Here is a 22,387-nt window from a genome sequence, read left to right as displayed (position 1 = left end):
GAGCTATAGTCTGCTCAAACCAAGCTTGCCGTCATTACTGAAACATATTCCATGACTGAGAATGAACTTAGCCAGTACTGCCGAGAAAAAGGGTTATTCCCTTAGTAGATTCAAACTTGGCAAAGTGAATGCATACAGGAATTCAAGTCTAAAAAAGAAATTGAAGCCGAAACAAAAAAGCAGGCACTTGAAATAAAAGAGCTAAAAAAAAGCTTCGATATAAAGAAAAGGTACTGGCTGAAACAGCAGCATTACTAATGCTTAGAAAAATAGCCAAAAGAAAGCTAGACCGATTAGCTATACAACAACAGAGCCAAACCAAGTATTTACATGGAATATCACCTATCTACCATCCAAGGTTCGTGGGTAGCATTTTTTAATCAATTAAAGGATCTATTTGACGACCACATTTAGTTGTGAACATATACTTCCTTTCAAGGAGATACTATCTATGGTAGAGATGGGTACTTTGTAACGATGTGTCACCACATGTTTTGCCATTTACTTCCTTCAGATTGCATCTCACAGTGACACCTTTCTTCGACTGAAACCGTAGAAAGCTTTCACCTCCTAGAACAACGTCATGCTCGACCACTAAAAAAGCCAGCAGTTGGCACTACTGACTTAATAAAAACCATTAATGTATTTTAGGGCTATGTATTAAGAAGGAATTTATTGTTCAGCTAAAACCATTTTCTCTTCTTGATGTGCTTTAAATACCATAACAGCACCAATGAACAAGAAAACTAACTGTAATAACATAATACCACCCATTGAGATGCCACCTAAATAACTAATACTTGATACCATTGCACTTGCTGCAACACAAAACAGCATTTGTAAGAAATTAAGTAATCCAGAAGCAACTGCACTTCCTTCTTTAAAATCTATTAAAGCATTATTAACAACGATTGGATAAATAGCACCATTTGCCGCAGCTAAGAAACAAAATGGGATTAACATCGGAATGATTGATGAAACATCCATTCTCCATGACACTAAAAATACCGTTACTACACTCGCTGTAGAAAGTTTTAATAACCAAGGTAGTACTTGCTGTCCATCAAAACGTTCTAAGGCCCAGCGACAACCATAACCACCTACAATAAATGCGATTGTTTGTGGTACATAGCTTAAGCCGATATCAGCGCCTGAATAACCCATTTGAGTCATAACAAACGGAGAACCAGTTAACCAAGCAAAAAAGATCGCAGAGCTTGCTGCATAGATGAGCATATTTCCTGTGAATTTTTTTGACTTGATAACATCACGAAAAGTAATGGTTTTTCCTGATGTTGCTTTCTCTTGTTTTGGTTCTTTATCTGCAACAGTTCTTACTGCTAAGCCAACACCAATAATCGTTAATGTTACGAAGATCATTGACCAACCGTAGAACTTTTCAATCGCGGCTCCTAATAAAGGGGCTAATGCAGGAGATAAAGCAACCAAAGGCATAATAGTTGCAAAAATACGTTGTGATGTTTTTGCATCATAACGCTGAATAACCATTGCTTGCCAAATTACATTGGCACTACATGCACCTAATGCCTGAAAGAAACGAGCAACAAGTAACATTTCTACACTGGTCGAAAATGAGGCAACTAAACTACTGATTGCAAAGATACTTAAACCGATAATTAATGACTTTTTTGTACCTAAACTTTGAGTTAAACGCCCATAAAAAAGTTGACCAATAGCCATACCTAACAAGAAGATACTTAGGGTTAAACCAATCATACTTTCTGTTGTTGCTAGATCACCACGAATGATATCAAAAGCAGGTAAATACATATCAGTTGCTAAAAAGCCCAGCATACTTAAGCCAGCTAACCAAATATATGGAATAGATTGTTTTTTATTTTCCATGTTCTTCTCCAAACGTGAACATATTATTAATATCCATTGCATTCTATTAGTTAATTGCTACTCTTGTGAAACGATATAATTTGCACTTTACATCAAATAATTTGATGTGATTAATCATGCATCAGGAGGGTTATGTTTTCTTATAATGAACTAATTGCTATAGAATCAGTGGCTAGACTAGGCAGCTTTAGCCATGCAGCAGATGAGTTACATAAAGTTCCAAGTGCTATTAGCTATACAATTAAATCCGTTGAAGAACGATTAAACGTCACATTGTTTACTCGTTTACATCGTAAAGTAGAACTGACTGCTGCTGGGAGTTATTTCGTAGAACAAACTAGAAAGTTGCTCAAAGAGATGGAAGATATTCGCTTTAATACTCAAAGGGTTGCAAATGGGTGGCAACAAAGTGTTTCAGTCGCACTAGATAACGTAGTCCGCGAAAATGGGGTCAACCAACTCGTTCGTGACTTTTATGCGACCTTTCCTGATATTGAACTTCAATTAACTATGGAAGTCTTTAATGGTGTTTGGGATGCCTTGATGACGGGCCGTGCTGATATTGGTATTGGTGCCACAGCAACGATACCTATCGGTGGCGACTTTTCTTATCGTCCAATGGGAGAACTAGCTTGGGAATTTGTTGTAGGCCTAAATCACCCATTGGCAATGTATGATGGTGAGATCCCTCATCATGAGCTAATTAAATATCCTGTAATCTGTTTAGAAGATACTTCTCAGATCTTACCAAAAAGATCCACTTGGCAATTAGATAATCAACGTCGTTTGATCGTTCCTAATTGGCATAGTGCAGAGCAATGTTTTATTGATGGATTAGGTGTCGGTGTTATGCCAAGCCATAGAGCTAAAAGGCTACTAGCTACAGAACAAGTAATCAGTAAAAAAATTGAAAATCATATTGAAGCAAGTCCATGCTGCCTAGCTTGGAATAATAAAAATCAATCGGTTGCAATCCAATGGCTACTTGATTATTTAGGAGATACAGAGAAACTAAATTCAGAGTGGCTCAAAGAAACATAAACGATGATCCTATGATCATCGTTTATGTTATCTATTTTCAATTGAAAAGCGACAAGATCATGGCGCTAAACGGTCGATCATCCATTTGTCTTGATCTTTACTATAGAGAAACCGATCATGAAGTCGATGATCCCCTCCTTGCCAAAACTCAATTGAATCAATTTTAACTCTAAAGCCGCCCCAGAACTTTGGTATTGGGATCTCACCTTGTGCAAATTTTTGCTTAAGCTCTAAGTATTTTCCTTCAAGTGCGGCACGAGCTGTTAATCGACTACTTTGTTTACTTGCCCACGCTGCAATTTGGCTTTCCTTAGGCCTTGAACTGAAGTATTTCATATTTTCAAGTGCACTTAGCTTTTCAGCAGTTCCTGTTATATGAACTTGACGCTCTAAAGGGTGCCAAGGAAAATGAAGAGAGATCTTACTATGATGCTCTAACTGCTGTGCCTTTCGAGAAGCTAAATTGGTATAAAACACAAATCCAGATTGTTCAAAATGTTTTAACAGTACAATACGCTGGAAAGGTTGACCGTTCTCATCAACTGTTGCCACTGTCATGGCTGTTGGATCTGTCAGTTTTGCTTCTACCGCTTGTTTAAGCCATAGCTCAAATAAATCAACAGGTTCTTGTGGTAAATCTGCTCTACGCAAGCCCCCAAGGCTATAATCTCGACGAATATCTTCTAATTCCATGTAAATCTCACTTCGACTGGTTTGTTGAAATTGTGCTCTTTTAAAATACCTTAAACAAGTCAAAAATAAATAAAAAGGGCCTAAATTAGGCCCTTAGTATTTAAACTGATGTTAGTTAAGTAACTACATCAGTTTAAACATCAACTTTAAACATTTGATTCTCTAATAACTGAGTTAAAATCTCAGATTGGTTGCTATTAAAGTCTGCACTCTCAAGTCCAAAGGAATTAATCCCGCCTTCTACAGTAATTGTATGTTTATTACCTGCATCATCCGTTATTAATAGGGTCAAGTCATTGCCACTTCCTGATAACTCAATATGAGCAAGAAGAGCATCAACATTTGTTTGGTTAACATCATCAGTTAAGATCTCAGTAAGATCAATTAAGTCTTCACCTTTTGTAAAATCTTTGATGGTATCAAGACCACTATCAGCACCTTGATCAACCCACTTAAAGATATCTTCACCTGAACCTCCGGTAAGAATATCATTTCCAAGTCCACCAATTAGGATATCGTTGCCTGAGCCTCCGATTAAAATATCTTGGCCTGTACCGCCACGAAGACCATCATTACCATCACCTCCATCAAGATAGTCATTACCTGAACCACCAAAGATTAAATCTACACCACCTTGACCAAAGATCTTATCTTTACCTCCGCCGCCATGACCAAGATCGACATACGCATTACTTGAGCCTGCTAATGTAGTGAAGCCCCCAGTTTCAACTCCTCCTTGCAGATGACTTAAATCACTTCCAGAGCTAAATACATCTTCAAGTAACGTTTGAGCTGCTGCAATTTTAGGATCATTTGGATCTCCATCATAATCACTTGCATGACTATCACCTAAATAAATAGTATCATTTCCTCTACCTAAGAGAACGTCATCTCCTGCAGCTCCTACATCAACAATTAACCCCCCCTGACTTGTTGCTTTATCAAAATCAACAGGTTCGTTACCTGATGGGGACCATCGTACGTATTCATGTTCTGTACCTGCAAAAATCGCTTGCACAGAGTCCACAATATCTCCTTCTGAATTAATTTCATTATCAAACTCACTTTCAGGGTTAATGAGAACACTAACCTTCGCAGTATCTTCACCTCCATGACCATCAGACACTGTGTAAGTAAAATCAGCTTTACCCGTATATGAAGAAGGAAGATCAAAAACTATATTTCCACCAACAATGCTTATCGTTGCCCCAATAATATCAGTTTCTACACCAATAACAGATAATGTATCACCATCAATGTCTACATCATTCGCTAACAATTCATTAATTGGGATAGTAAATAGTGTCTCACCAGTATTTTGGGCGTATTTCACATTAGATTCAATTTTGATCCCAGAAACGAAGTAATCAGACGAGTCAGACGAAGTTGCTCCTGAAGAAGAATAATCAGTGGATTCAAAAATAATTTCATCAAATGCAAAGCCATCGATCTCTATAATACTATTACCTGTGTTCCCTGAATTATTATAAAAAATGTCACTCGCAACAACTACACCATTTAGTAAAGCAGTCCAACGCCCCTGTTCATGATTACCAGTGCCACCTTCGTTTGCATATAATCTTTCAACAAAAAATTCTGCTTTCGTTGCAGGAATATCAAGATTAAATATGAGTTTTTCTGATTCACTAGAATTTACATTAAATTGAATTTGATCAGCAGGTCCACCAGCTACTCCATCCCCAACGACACCCAAGTTACCATCATCTTTCACTATAACAGTTGCGGGCTGTCCATCTGCACCAATAGCACTAACTTCAATGTCATCCCAGCTTAACTCGGTATGCTCCTTACCTTGCACTAAAGTATAATCGCCCGGATCATCATTAGCAGTCGGTGCATTATTTCCAACAATTAGTACTTTATCGGATTTATAATGCGAATCATCTAGGCCAGATACCTTAGCTTTAACATCAAGACTATCTCCTGCATCTAATAATGGCTCTGTAAGCTCTAAATAACCTTTATCAAGATCGCTTTGTAATAATTCATAAGTTGATAATTCTCCATTTATAACTAGATCTAACTTAGTTCCTTCTGCTAAATAATCAGGAAAATCGATTTTTATTGATATCTCTGAATCTTGTTCAGATCTTTCCAGAATTTCATTATCATTAACATCACTAACAATAGTAACATCCAGTTCGAATAACTCTTTTAAAGACTGTTTATCCTTCGATTTAAATTCAAAGTTCTCAAATTCAATCAGTGTATTTACATCTCCATTACTTTCTACAATAGTAATAGAACCATCTGTATTTAATGCTACCGTAGAGCTTGATAAATTAAAATCGAATTTAGCTGTATCGTTCCCAGCACCACCATCAACAGTTACAAAATTATTTAGGTCGTCATCATTCAATGAAAATTTGTCATTACCTTTTCCAAGTAACGCATAATCATCAAACTCATCTGTACTGCTAAATTCACCATGGGAATAATGAGTTGAATCAGAGGATGAACTTACATTTCCATTATCATCAGTTTGCGTGACGCTAAAGAACTCATTATCACCGACAGGTGTTTCTGATAAATCAGAAATATCAAATGTCCAGTTGCCATCATTATCTACGGTTATAACTGTAGAAGAATTGACAACGTTATTATCTTCATCATAAATAGTAATTGTTGCTCCAGGCTCACCAGTACCGTGTAATGTCACCGTTGAGTAATCACTCTCTGCTGAGTCGTCGGTTATGTTTGTGATTTTTGGTGCATCAGGTACAACCTTATCTTTCGCTACCGTGTCGCTGATAGCCGTATCACTCTCACTATCGCTATCACCCGCGGTGTTGCCATCTTGGTCTATGAACGTCGCATTTGCCGTTAAGGTGCCATCCGCCAGCGTTTTCACGTCTACGTCATTAATGGTGTAAGTGCCATCGTTGTTATTGGTCACCGTATAACCACCATCAACCGTGGCGCTGCCATCACTGTTCAACGTCACGTTCAACGTGATGTCTGCTGTGTCACCATCGCTGTCGCTGATGACCACTTGCGCTGTGCCTGAGCTCACGCCTTCACCGAAGCTCACTGTGATGTCTGCTTTTTCTGTACCACTGATGACTTCCGCGCCATCACCCGTATTATCCGTGATGCTCACGCTTGCTGGCGTGATGCCATCGGCTGGCTCGTCTGTCTCTTCACCATAAGTGATGTCTTTCGCTACCGTGTCGCTGATAGCCGTATCACTCTCACTATCGCTATCACCCGCGGTGTTGCCATCTTGGTCTATGAACGTCGCATTTGCCGTTAAGGTGCCATCCGCCAGCGTTTTCACGTCTACGTCATTAATGGTGTAAGTGCCATCGTTGTTATTGGTCACCGTATAACCACCATCAACCGTGGCGCTGCCATCACTGTTCAACGTCACGTTCAACGTGATGTCTGCTGTGTCACCATCGCTGTCGCTGATGACCACTTGCGCTGTGCCTGAGCTCACGCCTTCACCGAAGCTCACTGTGATGTCTGCTTTTTCTGTACCACTGATGACTTCCGCGCCATCACCCGTATTATCCGTGATGCTCACGCTTGCTGGCGTGATGCCATCGGCTGGCTCGTCTGTCTCTTCACCATAAGTGATGTCTTTCGCTACCGTGTCGCTGATAGCCGTATCACTCTCACTATCGCTATCACCCGCGGTGTTGCCATCTTGGTCTATGAACGTCGCATTTGCCGTTAAGGTGCCATCCGCCAGCGTTTTCACGTCTACGTCATTAATGGTGTAAGTGCCATCGTTGTTATTGGTCACCGTATAACCACCATCAACCGTGGCGCTGCCATCACTGTTCAACGTCACGTTCAACGTGATGTCTGCTGTGTCACCATCGCTGTCGCTGATGACCACTTGCGCTGTGCCTGAGCTCACGCCTTCACCGAAGCTCACTGTGATGTCTGCTTTTTCTGTACCACTGATGACTTCCGCGCCATCACCCGTATTATCCGTGATGCTCACGCTTGCTGGCGTGATGCCATCGGCTGGCTCGTCTGTCTCTTCACCATAAGTGATGTCTGTTCGCTACCGTGTCGCTGATAGCCGTATCACTCTCACTATCGCTATCACCCGCGGTGTTGCCATCTTGGTCTATGAACGTCGCATTTGCCGTTAAGGTGCCATCCGCCAGCGTTTTCACGTCTACGTCATTAATGGTGTAAGTGCCATCGTTGTTATTGGTCACCGTATAACCACCATCAACCGTGGCGCTGCCATCACTGTTCAACGTCACGTTCAACGTGATGTCTGCTGTGTCACCATCGCTGTCGCTGATGACCACTTGCGCTGTGCCTGAGCTCACGCCTTCACCGAAGCTCACTGTGATGTCTGCTTTTTCTGTACCACTGATGACTTCCGCGCCATCACCCGTATTATCCGTGATGCTCACGCTTGCTGGCGTGATGCCATCGGCTGGCTCGTCTGTCTCTTCACCATAAGTGATGTCTTTCGCTACCGTGTCGCTGATAGCCGTATCACTCTCACTATCGCTATCACCCGCGGTGTTGCCATCTTGGTCTATGAACGTCGCATTTGCCGTTAAGGTGCCATCCGCCAGCGTTTTCACGTCTACGTCATTAATGGTGTAAGTGCCATCGTTGTTATTGGTCACCGTATAACCACCATCAACCGTGGCGCTGCCATCACTGTTCAACGTCACGTTCAACGTGATGTCTGCTGTGTCACCATCGCTGTCGCTGATGACCACTTGCGCTGTGCCTGAGCTCACGCCTTCACCGAAGCTCACTGTGATGTCTGCTTTTTCTGTACCACTGATGACTTCCGCGCCATCACCCGTATTATCCGTGATGCTCACGCTTGCTGGCGTGATGCCATCGGCTGGCTCGTCTGTCTCTTCACCATAAGTGATGTCTTTCGCTACCGTGTCGCTGATAGCCGTATCACTCTCACTATCGCTATCACCCGCGGTGTTGCCATCTTGGTCTATGAACGTCGCATTTGCCGTTAAGGTGCCATCCGCCAGCGTTTTCACGTCTACGTCATTAATGGTGTAAGTGCCATCGTTGTTATTGGTCACCGTATAACCACCATCAACCGTGGCGCTGCCATCACTGTTCAACGTCACGTTCAACGTGATGTCTGCTGTGTCACCATCGCTGTCGCTGATGACCACTTGCGCTGTGCCTGAGCTCACGCCTTCACCGAAGCTCACTGTGATGTCTGCTTTTTCTGTACCACTGATGACTTCCGCGCCATCACCCGTATTATCCGTGATGCTCACGCTTGCTGGCGTGATGCCATCGGCTGGCTCGTCTGTCTCTTCACCATAAGTGATGTCTTTCGCTACCGTGTCGCTGATAGCCGTATCACTCTCACTATCGCTATCACCCGCGGTGTTGCCATCTTGGTCTATGAACGTCGCATTTGCCGTTAAGGTGCCATCCGCCAGCGTTTTCACGTCTACGTCATTAATGGTGTAAGTGCCATCGTTGTTATTGGTCACCGTATAACCACCATCAACCGTGGCGCTGCCATCACTGTTCAACGTCACGTTCAACGTGGCATGTCTGCTGTGTCACCATCGCTGTCGCTGATGACCACTTGCGCTGTGCCTGAGCTCACGCCTTCACCGAAGCTCACTGTGATGTCTGCTTTTTCTGTACCACTGATGACTTCCGCGCCATCACCCGTATTATCCGTGATGCTCACGCTTGCTGGCGTGATGCCATCGGCTGGCTCGTCTGTCTCTTCACCATAAGTGATGTCTTTCGCTACCGTGTCGCTGATAGCCGTATCACTCTCACTATCGCTATCACCCGCGGTGTTGCCATCTTGGTCTATGAACGTCGCATTTGCCGTTAAGGTGCCATCCGCCAGCGTTTTCACGTCTACGTCATTAATGGTGTAAGTGCCATCGTTGTTATTGGTCACCGTATAACCACCATCAACCGTGGCGCTGCCATCACTGTTCAACGTCACGTTCAACGTGATGTCTGCTGTGTCACCATCGCTGTCGCTGATGACCACTTGCGCTGTGCCTGAGCTCACGCCTTCACCGAAGCTCACTGTGATGTCTGCTTTTTCTGTACCACTGATGACTTCCGCGCCATCACCCGTATTATCCGTGATGCTCACGCTTGCTGGCGTGATGCCATCGGCTGGCTCGTCTGTCTCTTCACCATAAGTGATGTCTTTCGCTACCGTGTCGCTGATAGCCGTATCACTCTCACTATCGCTATCACCCGCGGTGTTGCCATCTTGGTCTATGAACGTCGCATTTGCCGTTAAGGTGCCATCCGCCAGCGTTTTCACGTCTACGTCATTAATGGTGTAAGTGCCATCGTTGTTATTGGTCACCGTATAACCACCATCAACCGTGGCGCTGCCATCACTGTTCAACGTCACGTTCAACGTGATGTCTGCTGTGTCACCATCGCTGTCGCTGATGACCACTTGCGCTGTGCCTGAGCTCACGCCTTCACCGAAGCTCACTGTGATGTCTGCTTTTTCTGTACCACTGATGACTTCCGCGCCATCACCCGTATTATCCGTGATGCTCACGCTTGCTGGCGTGATGCCATCGGCTGGCTCGTCTGTCTCTTCACCATAAGTGATGTCTTTCGCTACCGTGTCGCTGATAGCCGTATCACTCTCACTATCGCTATCACCCGCGGTGTTGCCATCTTGGTCTATGAACGTCGCATTTGCCGTTAAGGTGCCATCCGCCAGCGTTTTCACGTCTACGTCATTAATGGTGTAAGTGCCATCGTTGTTATTGGTCACCGTATAACCACCATCAACCGTGGCGCTGCCATCACTGTTCAACGTCACGTTCAACGTGATGTCTGCTGTGTCACCATCGCTGTCGCTGATGACCACTTGCGCTGTGCCTGAGCTCACGCCTTCACCGAAGCTCACTGTGATGTCTGCTTTTTCTGTACCACTGATGACTTCCGCGCCATCACCCGTATTATCCGTGATGCTCACGCTTGCTGGCGTGATGCCATCGGCTGGCTCGTCTGTCTCTTCACCATAAGTGATGTCTTTCGCTACCGTGTCGCTGATAGCCGTATCACTCTCACTATCGCTATCACCCGCGGTGTTGCCATCTTGGTCTATGAACGTCGCATTTGCCGTTAAGGTGCCATCCGCCAGCGTTTTCACGTCTACGTCATTAATGGTGTAAGTGCCATCGTTGTTATTGGTCACCGTATAACCACCATCAACCGTGGCGCTGCCATCACTGTTCAACGTCACGTTCAACGTGATGTCTGCTGTGTCACCATCGCTGTCGCTGATGACCACTTGCGCTGTGCCTGAGCTCACGCCTTCACCGAAGCTCACTGTGATGTCTGCTTTTTCTGTACCACTGATGACTTCCGCGCCATCACCCGTATTATCCGTGATGCTCACGCTTGCTGGCGTGATGCCATCGGCTGGCTCGTCTGTCTCTTCACCATAAGTGATGTCTTTCGCTACCGTGTCGCTGATAGCCGTATCACTCTCACTATCGCTATCACCCGCGGTGTTGCCATCTTGGTCTATGAACGTCGCATTTGCCGTTAAGGTGCCATCCGCCAGCGTTTTCACGTCTACGTCATTAATGGTGTAAGTGCCATCGTTGTTATTGGTCACCGTATAACCACCATCAACCGTGGCGCTGCCATCACTGTTCAACGTCACGTTCAACGTGATGTCTGCTGTGTCACCATCGCTGTCGCTGATGACCACTTGCGCTGTGCCTGAGCTCACGCCTTCACCGAAGCTCACTGTGATGTCTGCTTTTTCTGTACCACTGATGACTTCCGCGCCATCACCCGTATTATCCGTGATGCTCACGCTTGCTGGCGTGATGCCATCGGCTGGCTCGTCTGTCTCTTCACCATAAGTGATGTCTTTCGCTACCGTGTCGCTGATAGCCGTATCACTCTCACTATCGCTATCACCCGCGGTGTTGCCATCTTGGTCTATGAACGTCGCATTTGCCGTTAAGGTGCCATCCGCCAGCGTTTTCACGTCTACGTCATTAATGGTGTAAGTGCCATCGTTGTTATTGGTCACCGTATAACCACCATCAACCGTGGCGCTGCCATCACTGTTCAACGTCACGTTCAACGTGATGTCTGCTGTGTCACCATCGCTGTCGCTGATGACCACTTGCGCTGTGCCTGAGCTCACGCCTTCACCGAAGCTCACTGTGATGTCTGCTTTTTCTGTACCACTGATGACTTCCGCGCCATCACCCGTATTATCCGTGATGCTCACGCTTGCTGGCGTGATGCCATCGGCTGGCTCGTCTGTCTCTTCACCATAAGTGATGTCTTTCGCTACCGTGTCGCTGATAGCCGTATCACTCTCACTATCGCTATCACCCGCGGTGTTGCCATCTTGGTCTATGAACGTCGCATTTGCCGTTAAGGTGCCATCCGCCAGCGTTTTCACGTCTACGTCATTAATGGTGTAAGTGCCATCGTTGTTATTGGTCACCGTATAACCACCATCAACCGTGGCGCTGCCATCACTGTTCAACGTCACGTTCAACGTGATGTCTGCTGTGTCACCATCGCTGTCGCTGATGACCACTTGCGCTGTGCCTGAGCTCACGCCTTCACCGAAGCTCACTGTGATGTCTGCTTTTTCTGTACCACTGATGACTTCCGCGCCATCACCCGTATTATCCGTGATGCTCACGCTTGCTGGCGTGATGCCATCGGCTGGCTCGTCTGTCTCTTCACCATAAGTGATGTCTTTCGCTACCGTGTCGCTGATAGCCGTATCACTCTCACTATCGCTATCACCCGCGGTGTTGCCATCTTGGTCTATGAACGTCGCATTTGCCGTTAAGGTGCCATCCGCCAGCGTTTTCACGTCTACGTCATTAATGGTGTAAGTGCCATCGTTGTTATTGGTCACCGTATAACCACCATCAACCGTGGCGCTGCCATCACTGTTCAACGTCACGTTCAACGTGATGTCTGCTGTGTCACCATCGCTGTCGCTGATGACCACTTGCGCTGTGCCTGAGCTCACGCCTTCACCGAAGCTCACTGTGATGTCTGCTTTTTCTGTACCACTGATGACTTCCGCGCCATCACCCGTATTATCCGTGATGCTCACGCTTGCTGGCGTGATGCCATCGGCTGGCTCGTCTGTCTCTTCACCATAAGTGATGTCTTTCGCTACCGTGTCGCTGATAGCCGTATCACTCTCACTATCGCTATCACCCGCGGTGTTGCCATCTTGGTCTATGAACGTCGCATTTGCCGTTAAGGTGCCATCCGCCAGCGTTTTCACGTCTACGTCATTAATGGTGTAAGTGCCATCGTTGTTATTGGTCACCGTATAACCACCATCAACCGTGGCGCTGCCATCACTGTTCAACGTCACGTTCAACGTGATGTCTGCTGTGTCACCATCGCTGTCGCTGATGACCACTTGCGCTGTGCCTGAGCTCACGCCTTCACCGAAGCTCACTGTGATGTCTGCTTTTTCTGTACCACTGATGACTTCCGCGCCATCACCCGTATTATCCGTGATGCTCACGCTTGCTGGCGTGATGCCATCGGCTGGCTCGTCTGTCTCTTCACCATAAGTGATGTCTTTCGCTACCGTGTCGCTGATAGCCGTATCACTCTCACTATCGCTATCACCCGCGGTGTTGCCATCTTGGTCTATGAACGTCGCATTTGCCGTTAAGGTGCCATCCGCCAGCGTTTTCACGTCTACGTCATTAATGGTGTAAGTGCCATCGTTGTTATTGGTCACCGTATAACCACCATCAACCGTGGCGCTGCCATCACTGTTCAACGTCACGTTCAACGTGATGTCTGCTGTGTCACCATCGCTGTCGCTGATGACCACTTGCGCTGTGCCTGAGCTCACGCCTTCACCGAAGCTCACTGTGATGTCTGCTTTTTCTGTACCACTGATGACTTCCGCGCCATCACCCGTATTATCCGTGATGCTCACGCTTGCTGGCGTGATGCCATCGGCTGGCTCGTCTGTCTCTTCACCATAAGTGATGTCTTTCGCTACCGTGTCGCTGATAGCCGTATCACTCTCACTATCGCTATCACCCGCGGTGTTGCCATCTTGGTCTATGAACGTCGCATTTGCCGTTAAGGTGCCATCCGCCAGCGTTTTCACGTCTACGTCATTAATGGTGTAAGTGCCATCGTTGTTATTGGTCACCGTATAACCACCATCAACCGTGGCGCTGCCATCACTGTTCAACGTCACGTTCAACGTGATGTCTGCTGTGTCACCATCGCTGTCGCTGATGACCACTTGCGCTGTGCCTGAGCTCACGCCTTCACCGAAGCTCACTGTGATGTCTGCTTTTTCTGTACCACTGATGACTTCCGCGCCATCACCCGTATTATCCGTGATGCTCACGCTTGCTGGCGTGATGCCATCGGCTGGCTCGTCTGTCTCTTCACCATAAGTGATGTCTTTCGCTACCGTGTCGCTGATAGCCGTATCACTCTCACTATCGCTATCACCCGCGGTGTTGCCATCTTGGTCTATGAACGTCGCATTTGCCGTTAAGGTGCCATCCGCCAGCGTTTTCACGTCTACGTCATTAATGGTGTAAGTGCCATCGTTGTTATTGGTCACCGTATAACCACCATCAACCGTGGCGCTGCCATCACTGTTCAACGTCACGTTCAACGTGATGTCTGCTGTGTCACCATCGCTGTCGCTGATGACCACTTGCGCTGTGCCTGAGCTCACGCCTTCACCGAAGCTCACTGTGATGTCTGCTTTTTCTGTACCACTGATGACTTCCGCGCCATCACCCGTATTATCCGTGATGCTCACGCTTGCTGGCGTGATGCCATCGGCTGGCTCGTCTGTCTCTTCACCATAAGTGATGTCTTTCGCTACCGTGTCGCTGATAGCCGTATCACTCTCACTATCGCTATCACCCGCGGTGTTGCCATCTTGGTCTATGAACGTCGCATTTGCCGTTAAGGTGCCATCCGCCAGCGTTTTCACGTCTACGTCATTAATGGTGTAAGTGCCATCGTTGTTATTGGTCACCGTATAACCACCATCAACCGTGGCGCTGCCATCACTGTTCAACGTCACGTTCAACGTGATGTCTGCTGTGTCACCATCGCTGTCGCTGATGACCACTTGCGCTGTGCCTGAGCTCACGCCTTCACCGAAGCTCACTGTGATGTCTGCTTTTTCTGTACCACTGATGACTTCCGCGCCATCACCCGTATTATCCGTGATGCTCACGCTTGCTGGCGTGATGCCATCGGCTGGCTCGTCTGTCTCTTCACCATAAGTGATGTCTTTCGCTACCGTGTCGCTGATAGCCGTATCACTCTCACTATCGCTATCACCCGCGGTGTTGCCATCTTGGTCTATGAACGTCGCATTTGCCGTTAAGGTGCCATCCGCCAGCGTTTTCACGTCTACGTCATTAATGGTGTAAGTGCCATCGTTGTTATTGGTCACCGTATAACCACCATCAACCGTGGCGCTGCCATCACTGTTCAACGTCACGTTCAACGTGATGTCTGCTGTGTCACCATCGCTGTCGCTGATGACCACTTGCGCTGTGCCTGAGCTCACGCCTTCACCGAAGCTCACTGTGATGTCTGCTTTTTCTGTACCACTGATGACTTCCGCGCCATCACCCGTATTATCCGTGATGCTCACGCTTGCTGGCGTGATGCCATCGGCTGGCTCGTCTGTCTCTTCACCATAAGTGATGTCTTTCGCTACCGTGTCGCTGATAGCCGTATCACTCTCACTATCGCTATCACCCGCGGTGTTGCCATCTTGGTCTATGAACGTCGCATTTGCCGTTAAGGTGCCATCCGCCAGCGTTTTCACGTCTACGTCATTAATGGTGTAAGTGCCATCGTTGTTATTGGTCACCGTATAACCACCATCAACCGTGGCGCTGCCATCACTGTTCAACGTCACGTTCAACGTGATGTCTGCTGTGTCACCATCGCTGTCGCTGATGACCACTTGCGCTGTGCCTGAGCTCACGCCTTCACCGAAGCTCACTGTGATGTCTGCTTTTTCTGTACCACTGATGACTTCCGCGCCATCACCCGTATTATCCGTGATGCTCACGCTTGCTGGCGTGATGCCATCGGCTGGCTCGTCTGTCTCTTCACCATAAGTGATGTCTTTCGCTACCGTGTCGCTGATAGCCGTATCACTCTCACTATCGCTATCACCCGCGGTGTTGCCATCTTGGTCTATGAACGTCGCATTTGCCGTTAAGGTGCCATCCGCCAGCGTTTTCACGTCTACGTCATTAATGGTGTAAGTGCCATCGTTGTTATTGGTCACCGTATAACCACCATCAACCGTGGCGCTGCCATCACTGTTCAACGTCACGTTCAACGTGATGTCTGCTGTGTCACCATCGCTGTCGCTGATGACCACTTGCGCTGTGCCTGAGCTCACGCCTTCACCGAAGCTCACTGTGATGTCTGCTTTTTCTGTACCACTGATGACTTCCGCGCCATCACCCGTATTATCCGTGATGCTCACGCTTGCTGGCGTGATGCCATCGGCTGGCTCGTCTGTCTCTTCACCATAAGTGATGTCTTTCGCTACCGTGTCGCTGATAGCCGTATCACTCTCACTATCGCTATCACCCGCGGTGTTGCCATCTTGGTCTATGAACGTCGCATTTGCCGTTAAGGTGCCATCCGCCAGCGTTTTCACGTCTACGTCATTAATGGTGTAAGTGCCATCGTTGTTATTGGTCACCGTATAACCACCATCAACCGTGGCGCTGCCATCACTGTTCAACGTCACGTTCAACGTGATGTCTGCTGTGTCACCATCGCTGTCGCTGATGACCACTTGCGCTGTGCCTGAGCTCACGCCTTCACCGAAGCTCACTGTGATGTCTGCTTTTTCTGTACCACTGATGACTTCCGCGCCATCACCCGTATTATCCGTGATGCTCACGCTTGCTGGCGTGATGCCATCGGCTGGCTCGTCTGTCTCTTCACCATAAGTGATGTCTTTCGCTACCGTGTCGCTGATAGCCGTATCACTCTCACTATCGCTATCACCCGCGGTGTTGCCATCTTGGTCTATGAACGTCGCATTTGCCGTTAAGGTGCCATCCGCCAGCGTTTTCACGTCTACGTCATTAATGGTGTAAGTGCCATCGTTGTTATTGGTCACCGTATAACCACCATCAACCGTGGCGCTGCCATCACTGTTCAACGTCACGTTCAACGTGATGTCTGCTGTGTCACCATCGCTGTCGCTGATGACCACTTGCGCTGTGCCTGAGCTCACGCCTTCACCGAAGCTCACTGTGATGTCTGCTTTTTCTGTACCACTGATGACTTCCGCGCCATCACCCGTATTATCCGTGATGCTCACGCTTGCTGGCGTGATGCCATCGGCTGGCTCGTCTGTCTCTTCACCATAAGTGATGTCTTTCGCTACCGTGTCGCTGATAGCCGTATCACTCTCACTATCGCTATCACCCGCGGTGTTGCCATCTTGGTCTATGAACGTCGCATTTGCCGTTAAGGTGCCATCCGCCAGCGTTTTCACGTCTACGTCATTAATGGTGTAAGTGCCATCGTTGTTATTGGTCACCGTATAACCACCATCAACCGTGGCGCTGCCATCACTGTTCAACGTCACGTTCAACGTGATGTCTGCTGTGTCACCATCGCTGTCGCTGATGACCACTTGCGCTGTGCCTGAGCTCACGCCTTCACCGAAGCTCACTGTGATGTCTGCTTTTTCTGTACCACTGATGACTTCCGCGCCATCACCCGTATTATCCGTGATGCTCACGCTTGCTGGCGTGATGCCATCGGCTGGCTCGTCTGTCTCTTCACCATAAGTGATGTCTTTCGCTACCGTGTCGCTGATAGCCGTATCACTCTCACTATCGCTATCACCCGCGGTGTTGCCATCTTGGTCTATGAACGTCGCATTTGCCGTTAAGGTGCCATCCGCCAGCGTTTTCACGTCTACGTCATTAATGGTGTAAGTGCCATCGTTGTTATTGGTCACCGTATAACCACCATCAACCGTGGCGCTGCCATCACTGTTCAACGTCACGTTCAACGTGATGTCTGCTGTGTCACCATCGCTGTCGCTGATGACCACTTGCGCTGTGCCTGAGCTCACGCCTTCACCGAAGCTCACTGTGATGTCTGCTTTTTCTGTACCACTGATGACTTCCGCGCCATCACCCGTATTATCCGTGATGCTCACGCTTGCTGGCGTGATGCCATCGGCTGGCTCGTCTGTCTCTTCACCATAAGTGATGTCTTTCGCTACCGTGTCGCTGATAGCCGTATCACTCTCACTATCGCTATCACCCGCGGTGTTGCCATCTTGGTCTATGAACGTCGCATTTGCCGTTAAGGTGCCATCCGCCAGCGTTTTCACGTCTACGTCATTAATGGTGTAAGTGCCATCGTTGTTATTGGTCACCGTATAACCACCATCAACCGTGGCGCTGCCATCACTGTTCAACGTCACGTTCAACGTGATGTCTGCTGTGTCACCATCGCTGTCGCTGATGACCACTTGCGCTGTGCCTGAGCTCACGCCTTCACCGAAGCTCACTGTGATGTCTGCTTTTTCTGTACCACTGATGACTTCCGCGCCATCACCCGTATTATCCGTGATGCTCACGCTTGCTGGCGTGATGCCATCGGCTGGCTCGTCTGTCTCTTCACCATAAGTGATGTCTTTCGCTACCGTGTCGCTGATAGCCGTATCACTCTCACTATCGCTATCACCCGCGGTGTTGCCATCTTGGTCTATGAACGTCGCATTTGCCGTTAAGGTGCCATCCGCCAGCGTTTTCACGTCTACGTCATTAATGGTGTAAGTGCCATCGTTGTTATTGGTCACCGTATAACCACCATCAACCGTGGCGCTGCCATCACTGTTCAACGTCACGTTCAACGTGATGTCTGCTGTGTCACCATCGCTGTCGCTGATGACCACTTGCGCTGTGCCTGAGCTCACGCCTTCACCGAAGCTCACTGTGATGTCTGCTTTTTCTGTACCACTGATGACTTCCGCGCCATCACCCGTATTATCCGTGATGCTCACGCTTGCTGGCGTGATGCCATCGGCTGGCTCGTCTGTCTCTTCACCATAAGTGATGTCTTTCGCTACCGTGTCGCTGATAGCCGTATCACTCTCACTATCGCTATCACCCGCGGTGTTGCCATCTTGGTCTATGAACGTCGCATTTGCCGTTAAGGTGCCATCCGCCAGCGTTTTCACGTCTACGTCATTAATGGTGTAAGTGCCATCGTTGTTATTGGTCACCGTATAACCACCATCAACCGTGGCGCTGCCATCACTGTTCAACGTCACGTTCAACGTGATGTCTGCTGTGTCACCATCGCTGTCGCTGATGACCACTTGCGCTGTGCCTGAGCTCACGCCTTCACCGAAGCTCACTGTGATGTCTGCTTTTTCTGTACCACTGATGACTTCCGCGCCATCACCCGTATTATCCGTGATGCTCACGCTTGCTGGCGTGATGCCATCGGCTGGCTCGTCTGTCTCTTCACCATAAGTCTTATCTTTCACGCCAATAACAAAGGTTTCTTCGCTGCTTGAACCATCGGTTGAAGTCGCGACAATCACAATCTCGTGACTGGTTGCACTTTCAAAATCCAGTCCATCTCTAGCCACAGTCACAACGCCTGTGATTGGATCAATTTGGAATAATCCATCCGCATCGTCACTCAAGCTATAGGTAACTTCATCGCCATCCAGATCGATCGCTTGGCCTGTGATATTAACCACATCCCCCACGGCTGCATTTTCTGAAACCTTATTGGCACCACCATCGCTGTCTGTGACTGCGCCAACATCATTATTTTCTGGCTCTGGTGGGGTAGTAGTGTCATCCGCATTTTCAACACCAATGACAAAAGTTTCTTCGCTACTTGAACCATCGGTTGAAGTCGCGACAATCACAATCTCGTGACTGGTTGCACTTTCAAAATCCAGTCCATCTCTAGCCACAGTCACAACACCGGTGATTGGATCAATTTGGAATAAGCCGTCCGCGTCGTCACTCAAGCTATAAGTAACTTCATCGCCATCCGGATCGAGCGCTTGGCCTGTGATATTAACCACATCACCTACGACTGCATTTTCTGAAATGGTATTTTCACTACCATCGCTGTCTGTGACTGCGCCAACATCATTATTTTCTGGCTCTGGTGGGGTAGTAGTGTCATCCGCATTTTCAACGCCAATGACAAAAGTTTCTTCGCTGCTTGAACCATCGGTTGAAGTCGCGACAATCACAATCTCGTGACTGGTTGCACTTTCAAAATCCAGTCCATCTCTAGCCACAGTCACAACACCGGTGATTGGATCAATTTGGAATAACCCATCCGCATCGTCACTCAAGCTATAGGTAACTTCATCACCATCAGGATCTACTGCTTGGCCTGTGATATTAACCACATCTCCCACGGCTGCATTTTCTGAAACCGTATTAGCACCACCATCGCGGTCTGTGACTGCGCCAACATCATTGTTTTCTGGCTCTGGTGGGGTCGTAGTGTCGTCTTCATCTTCAACGCCAATGACAAAAGTTTCTTCGCTGCTTGAACCATCGGTTGAAGTCGCGACAATCACGATCTCATGACTGGTTGCATTTTCAAAATCCAATCCATCTCTGGCAACAGTCACAACACCAGTGATTGGATCAATTTGGAATAAGCCATTCGCATCGTCACTCAAGCTATAGCTAACTTCATCACCATCAGGATCTACTGCTTGGCCTGTGATATTAACCACATCCCCCACGGCTGCATTTTCTGAAACCGTATTGGCACCACCATCGCTGTCTGTGACTGCGCCAATGTCATTATCAGTATCGCCTTGACCTGGAGTTGTACCATCTGCATTTTCAACGCCAATGATGAAAGTTTCTTCGCTGCTTGAACCATCAGTTGAAGTCGCGACAATCACGATCTCATGACTGGTTGCATTTTCAAAATCCAGTCCATCTCTAGCAACAGTAACAACGCCTGTGATTGGATCAATTTGGAATAAGCCGTTCGCGTCGTCACTCAAGCTATAAGTAACTTCATCGCCATCCGGATCGAGCGCTTGGCCTGTGATATTAACCACATCACCTACGACTGCATTTTCTGAAATGGTATTTTCACTACCATCGCTGTCTGTGACTGCACCAATGTCGTTATCGGTATCACCTTGACCTGGAGTTGTACCATCTGCATTTTCAACGCCAATGATGAAAGTTTCTTCGCTGCTTGAACCATCGGTTGAAGTTGCGACAATCACGATCTCATGACTGGTTTCACTTTCAAAATCCAATCCATCTCTGGCAACAGTCACAACACCAGTGATTGGATCAATTTGGAATAAGCCATTCGCATCATCACTCAAGCTATAGGTAACTTCATCACCATCAGGATCTACTGCTTGGCCTGTGATATTAACCACATCTCCCACGGCTGCATTTTCTGAAACCGTATTGGCACCACCATCGCTGTCTGTGACTGCACCAACATCATTATTTTCTGGCTCTGGTGGGGTAGTAGTGTCATCCGCATTTTCAACGCCAATGACAAAAGTTTCTTCGCTGCTGGAGCCATCAGTTGAAGTTGCGACAATCACGATCTCATGACTGGTTGCACTTTCAAAATCCAGTCCATCTCTAGCAACAGTAACAACGCCTGTGATTGGATCAATTTGGAATAACCCATCCGCATCGTCACTCAAGCTATAGGTAACTTCATCACCATCAGGATCTACTGCTTGGCCTGTGATATTAACCACATCTCCCACGGCTGCATTTTCTGAAACCGTATTGGCACCACCATCGCTGTCTGTGACTGCACCAATGTCATTATCGGTATCACCTTGACCTGGAGTTGTACCATCTGCATTTTCAACGCCAATGATGAAAGTTTCTTCGCTGCTTGAACCATCGGTTGAAGTCGCGACAATCACAATCTCGTGACTGGTTGCATTTTCAAAATCCAGTCCATCTCTGGCAACAGTCACAACGCCTGTGATTGGATCAATTTGGAATAAGCCGTTCGCGTCGTCACTCAAGCTATAAGTAACTTCATCGCCATCCGGATCGAGCGCTTGGCCTGTGATATTAACCACATCACCTACGACTGCATTTTCTGAAATGGTATTATCTAAAACATTGACATCAGAAAGACTTCCAATAACGTTATTTTTCTCAGGAACTACCAATTCGCCAGTTTCTCTATATACCTTATATTGTTCTAATAATGTTAAACTTTGGGTTTCTGACAAACCAATAGATTGCAAGGAGGATGTATCAAAATTAGTTTCCGCTATCGAACTTCTACCTACACGTTCAATCTCTGTAGAAGCAGTTAAGCTTGAACCTCCAGATTCCCCTGCTGCAGGAGCTTCTGTAATTAAACTTGGATCCTGTCCATCTAAAATAGCATCTAAAATAGCAGTAATATCATCAGATTCTTCTGGCAAATCAACAACTTCAACGAGTAGCTCGCCTAATTCTTTATTCAAAGAAACCTCTCCAGGAAATATAGAGTCTCCTGGACTAGCAAGTTTAAGGTTACCATTCACATCAATAACTATAATTTGTTTTTCATTTTCAGTAGTTTTCAAAGCCATGATATTACTTCCCAAATCCATTTATTTACGCCTGCTATAAATCACAAGCTGAACAATCACAATATATATTATTTTATCACACCATTAACATTGTCACTACATAGCTGCAAATGTAATAAATTATATTTTGATTGATAAAAATCAATAAATAGCTCAATTTCATTAAGCTCA

The 22,387-nt window shown here is 47.0% G+C and carries 6 protein-coding genes; 1 reads left to right on the top strand and 5 read right to left on the bottom strand.

Annotated elements, in window-relative coordinates:
• Positions 1–672: 672 nt before the first annotated feature.
• Positions 673–1,866 carry a purine nucleoside transporter PunC gene (punC, locus tag ACU5DF_RS05455; protein ID WP_446712099.1) on the bottom strand — a complete coding sequence of 398 codons (1,194 nt, stop codon included), beginning with the start codon at positions 1,864–1,866 and terminating at the stop codon, positions 673–675.
• A 132-nt stretch (positions 1,867–1,998) separates the two neighbouring features.
• Here punC and punR point away from each other — a divergent pair, with 132 nt between their 5' ends.
• Positions 1,999–2,907 carry a DNA-binding transcriptional activator PunR gene (gene punR, locus ACU5DF_RS05450; RefSeq protein ID WP_045104478.1) on the top strand — a complete coding sequence of 303 codons (909 nt, stop codon included), beginning with the start codon at positions 1,999–2,001 and terminating at the stop codon, positions 2,905–2,907.
• Between the two features lie 57 nt (positions 2,908–2,964).
• On the opposite strand, the gene pdxH is transcribed toward punR, so the two are convergent.
• The 4 genes from pdxH to ACU5DF_RS05430 all read right to left on the bottom strand — a co-directional run bounded on the left by pdxH (position 2,965) and on the right by ACU5DF_RS05430 (position 22,216).
• Positions 2,965–3,600: a pyridoxamine 5'-phosphate oxidase gene (pdxH, locus tag ACU5DF_RS05445; protein ID WP_446712098.1), complete on the bottom strand. Its 636-nt coding sequence runs from the start codon at positions 3,598–3,600 to the stop codon at positions 2,965–2,967.
• A 133-nt stretch (positions 3,601–3,733) separates the two neighbouring features.
• A complete protein-coding gene (locus tag ACU5DF_RS05440; RefSeq protein ID WP_446712097.1) occupies positions 3,734–7,573 on the bottom strand; it encodes a cadherin-like domain-containing protein in 3,840 nt (1,279 codons plus the stop codon).
• Between the two features lie 40 nt (positions 7,574–7,613).
• The gene (locus ACU5DF_RS05435; RefSeq protein ID WP_446712096.1) at positions 7,614–9,122 is read right to left on the bottom strand and encodes a beta strand repeat-containing protein; all 1,509 of its coding nucleotides are present in this window, start codon (positions 9,120–9,122) and stop codon (positions 7,614–7,616) included.
• 2 nt (positions 9,123–9,124) lie between these two features.
• Positions 9,125–22,216 (bottom strand): cadherin domain-containing protein, encoded by a 13,092-nt coding sequence (locus ACU5DF_RS05430; protein WP_446712095.1) that lies wholly within the window; start codon positions 22,214–22,216, stop codon positions 9,125–9,127.
• Positions 22,217–22,387: the final 171 nt, after the last annotated feature.

This window comes from Aliivibrio wodanis, assembly GCF_052920805.1.
The sequence above is the reverse complement of the archived record's forward strand: the minus strand, read 5'-3'. Positions and strand labels throughout refer to the sequence as shown.

What these genes read in the sequence shown, in the direction of transcription:
- punC (WP_446712099.1), bottom strand. Translation starts at nt 1,866, where the DNA reads ATGGAAAATAAAAAACAATCTATTCCATATATTTGGTTAGCTGGCTTA.
- punR (WP_045104478.1), top strand. Translation starts at nt 1,999, where the DNA reads ATGTTTTCTTATAATGAACTAATTGCTATAGAATCAGTGGCTAGACTA.
- pdxH (WP_446712098.1), bottom strand. Translation starts at nt 3,600, where the DNA reads ATGGAATTAGAAGATATTCGTCGAGATTATAGCCTTGGGGGCTTGCGT.
- ACU5DF_RS05430 (WP_446712095.1), bottom strand. Translation starts at nt 22,216, where the DNA reads ATGGCTTTGAAAACTACTGAAAATGAAAAACAAATTATAGTTATTGAT.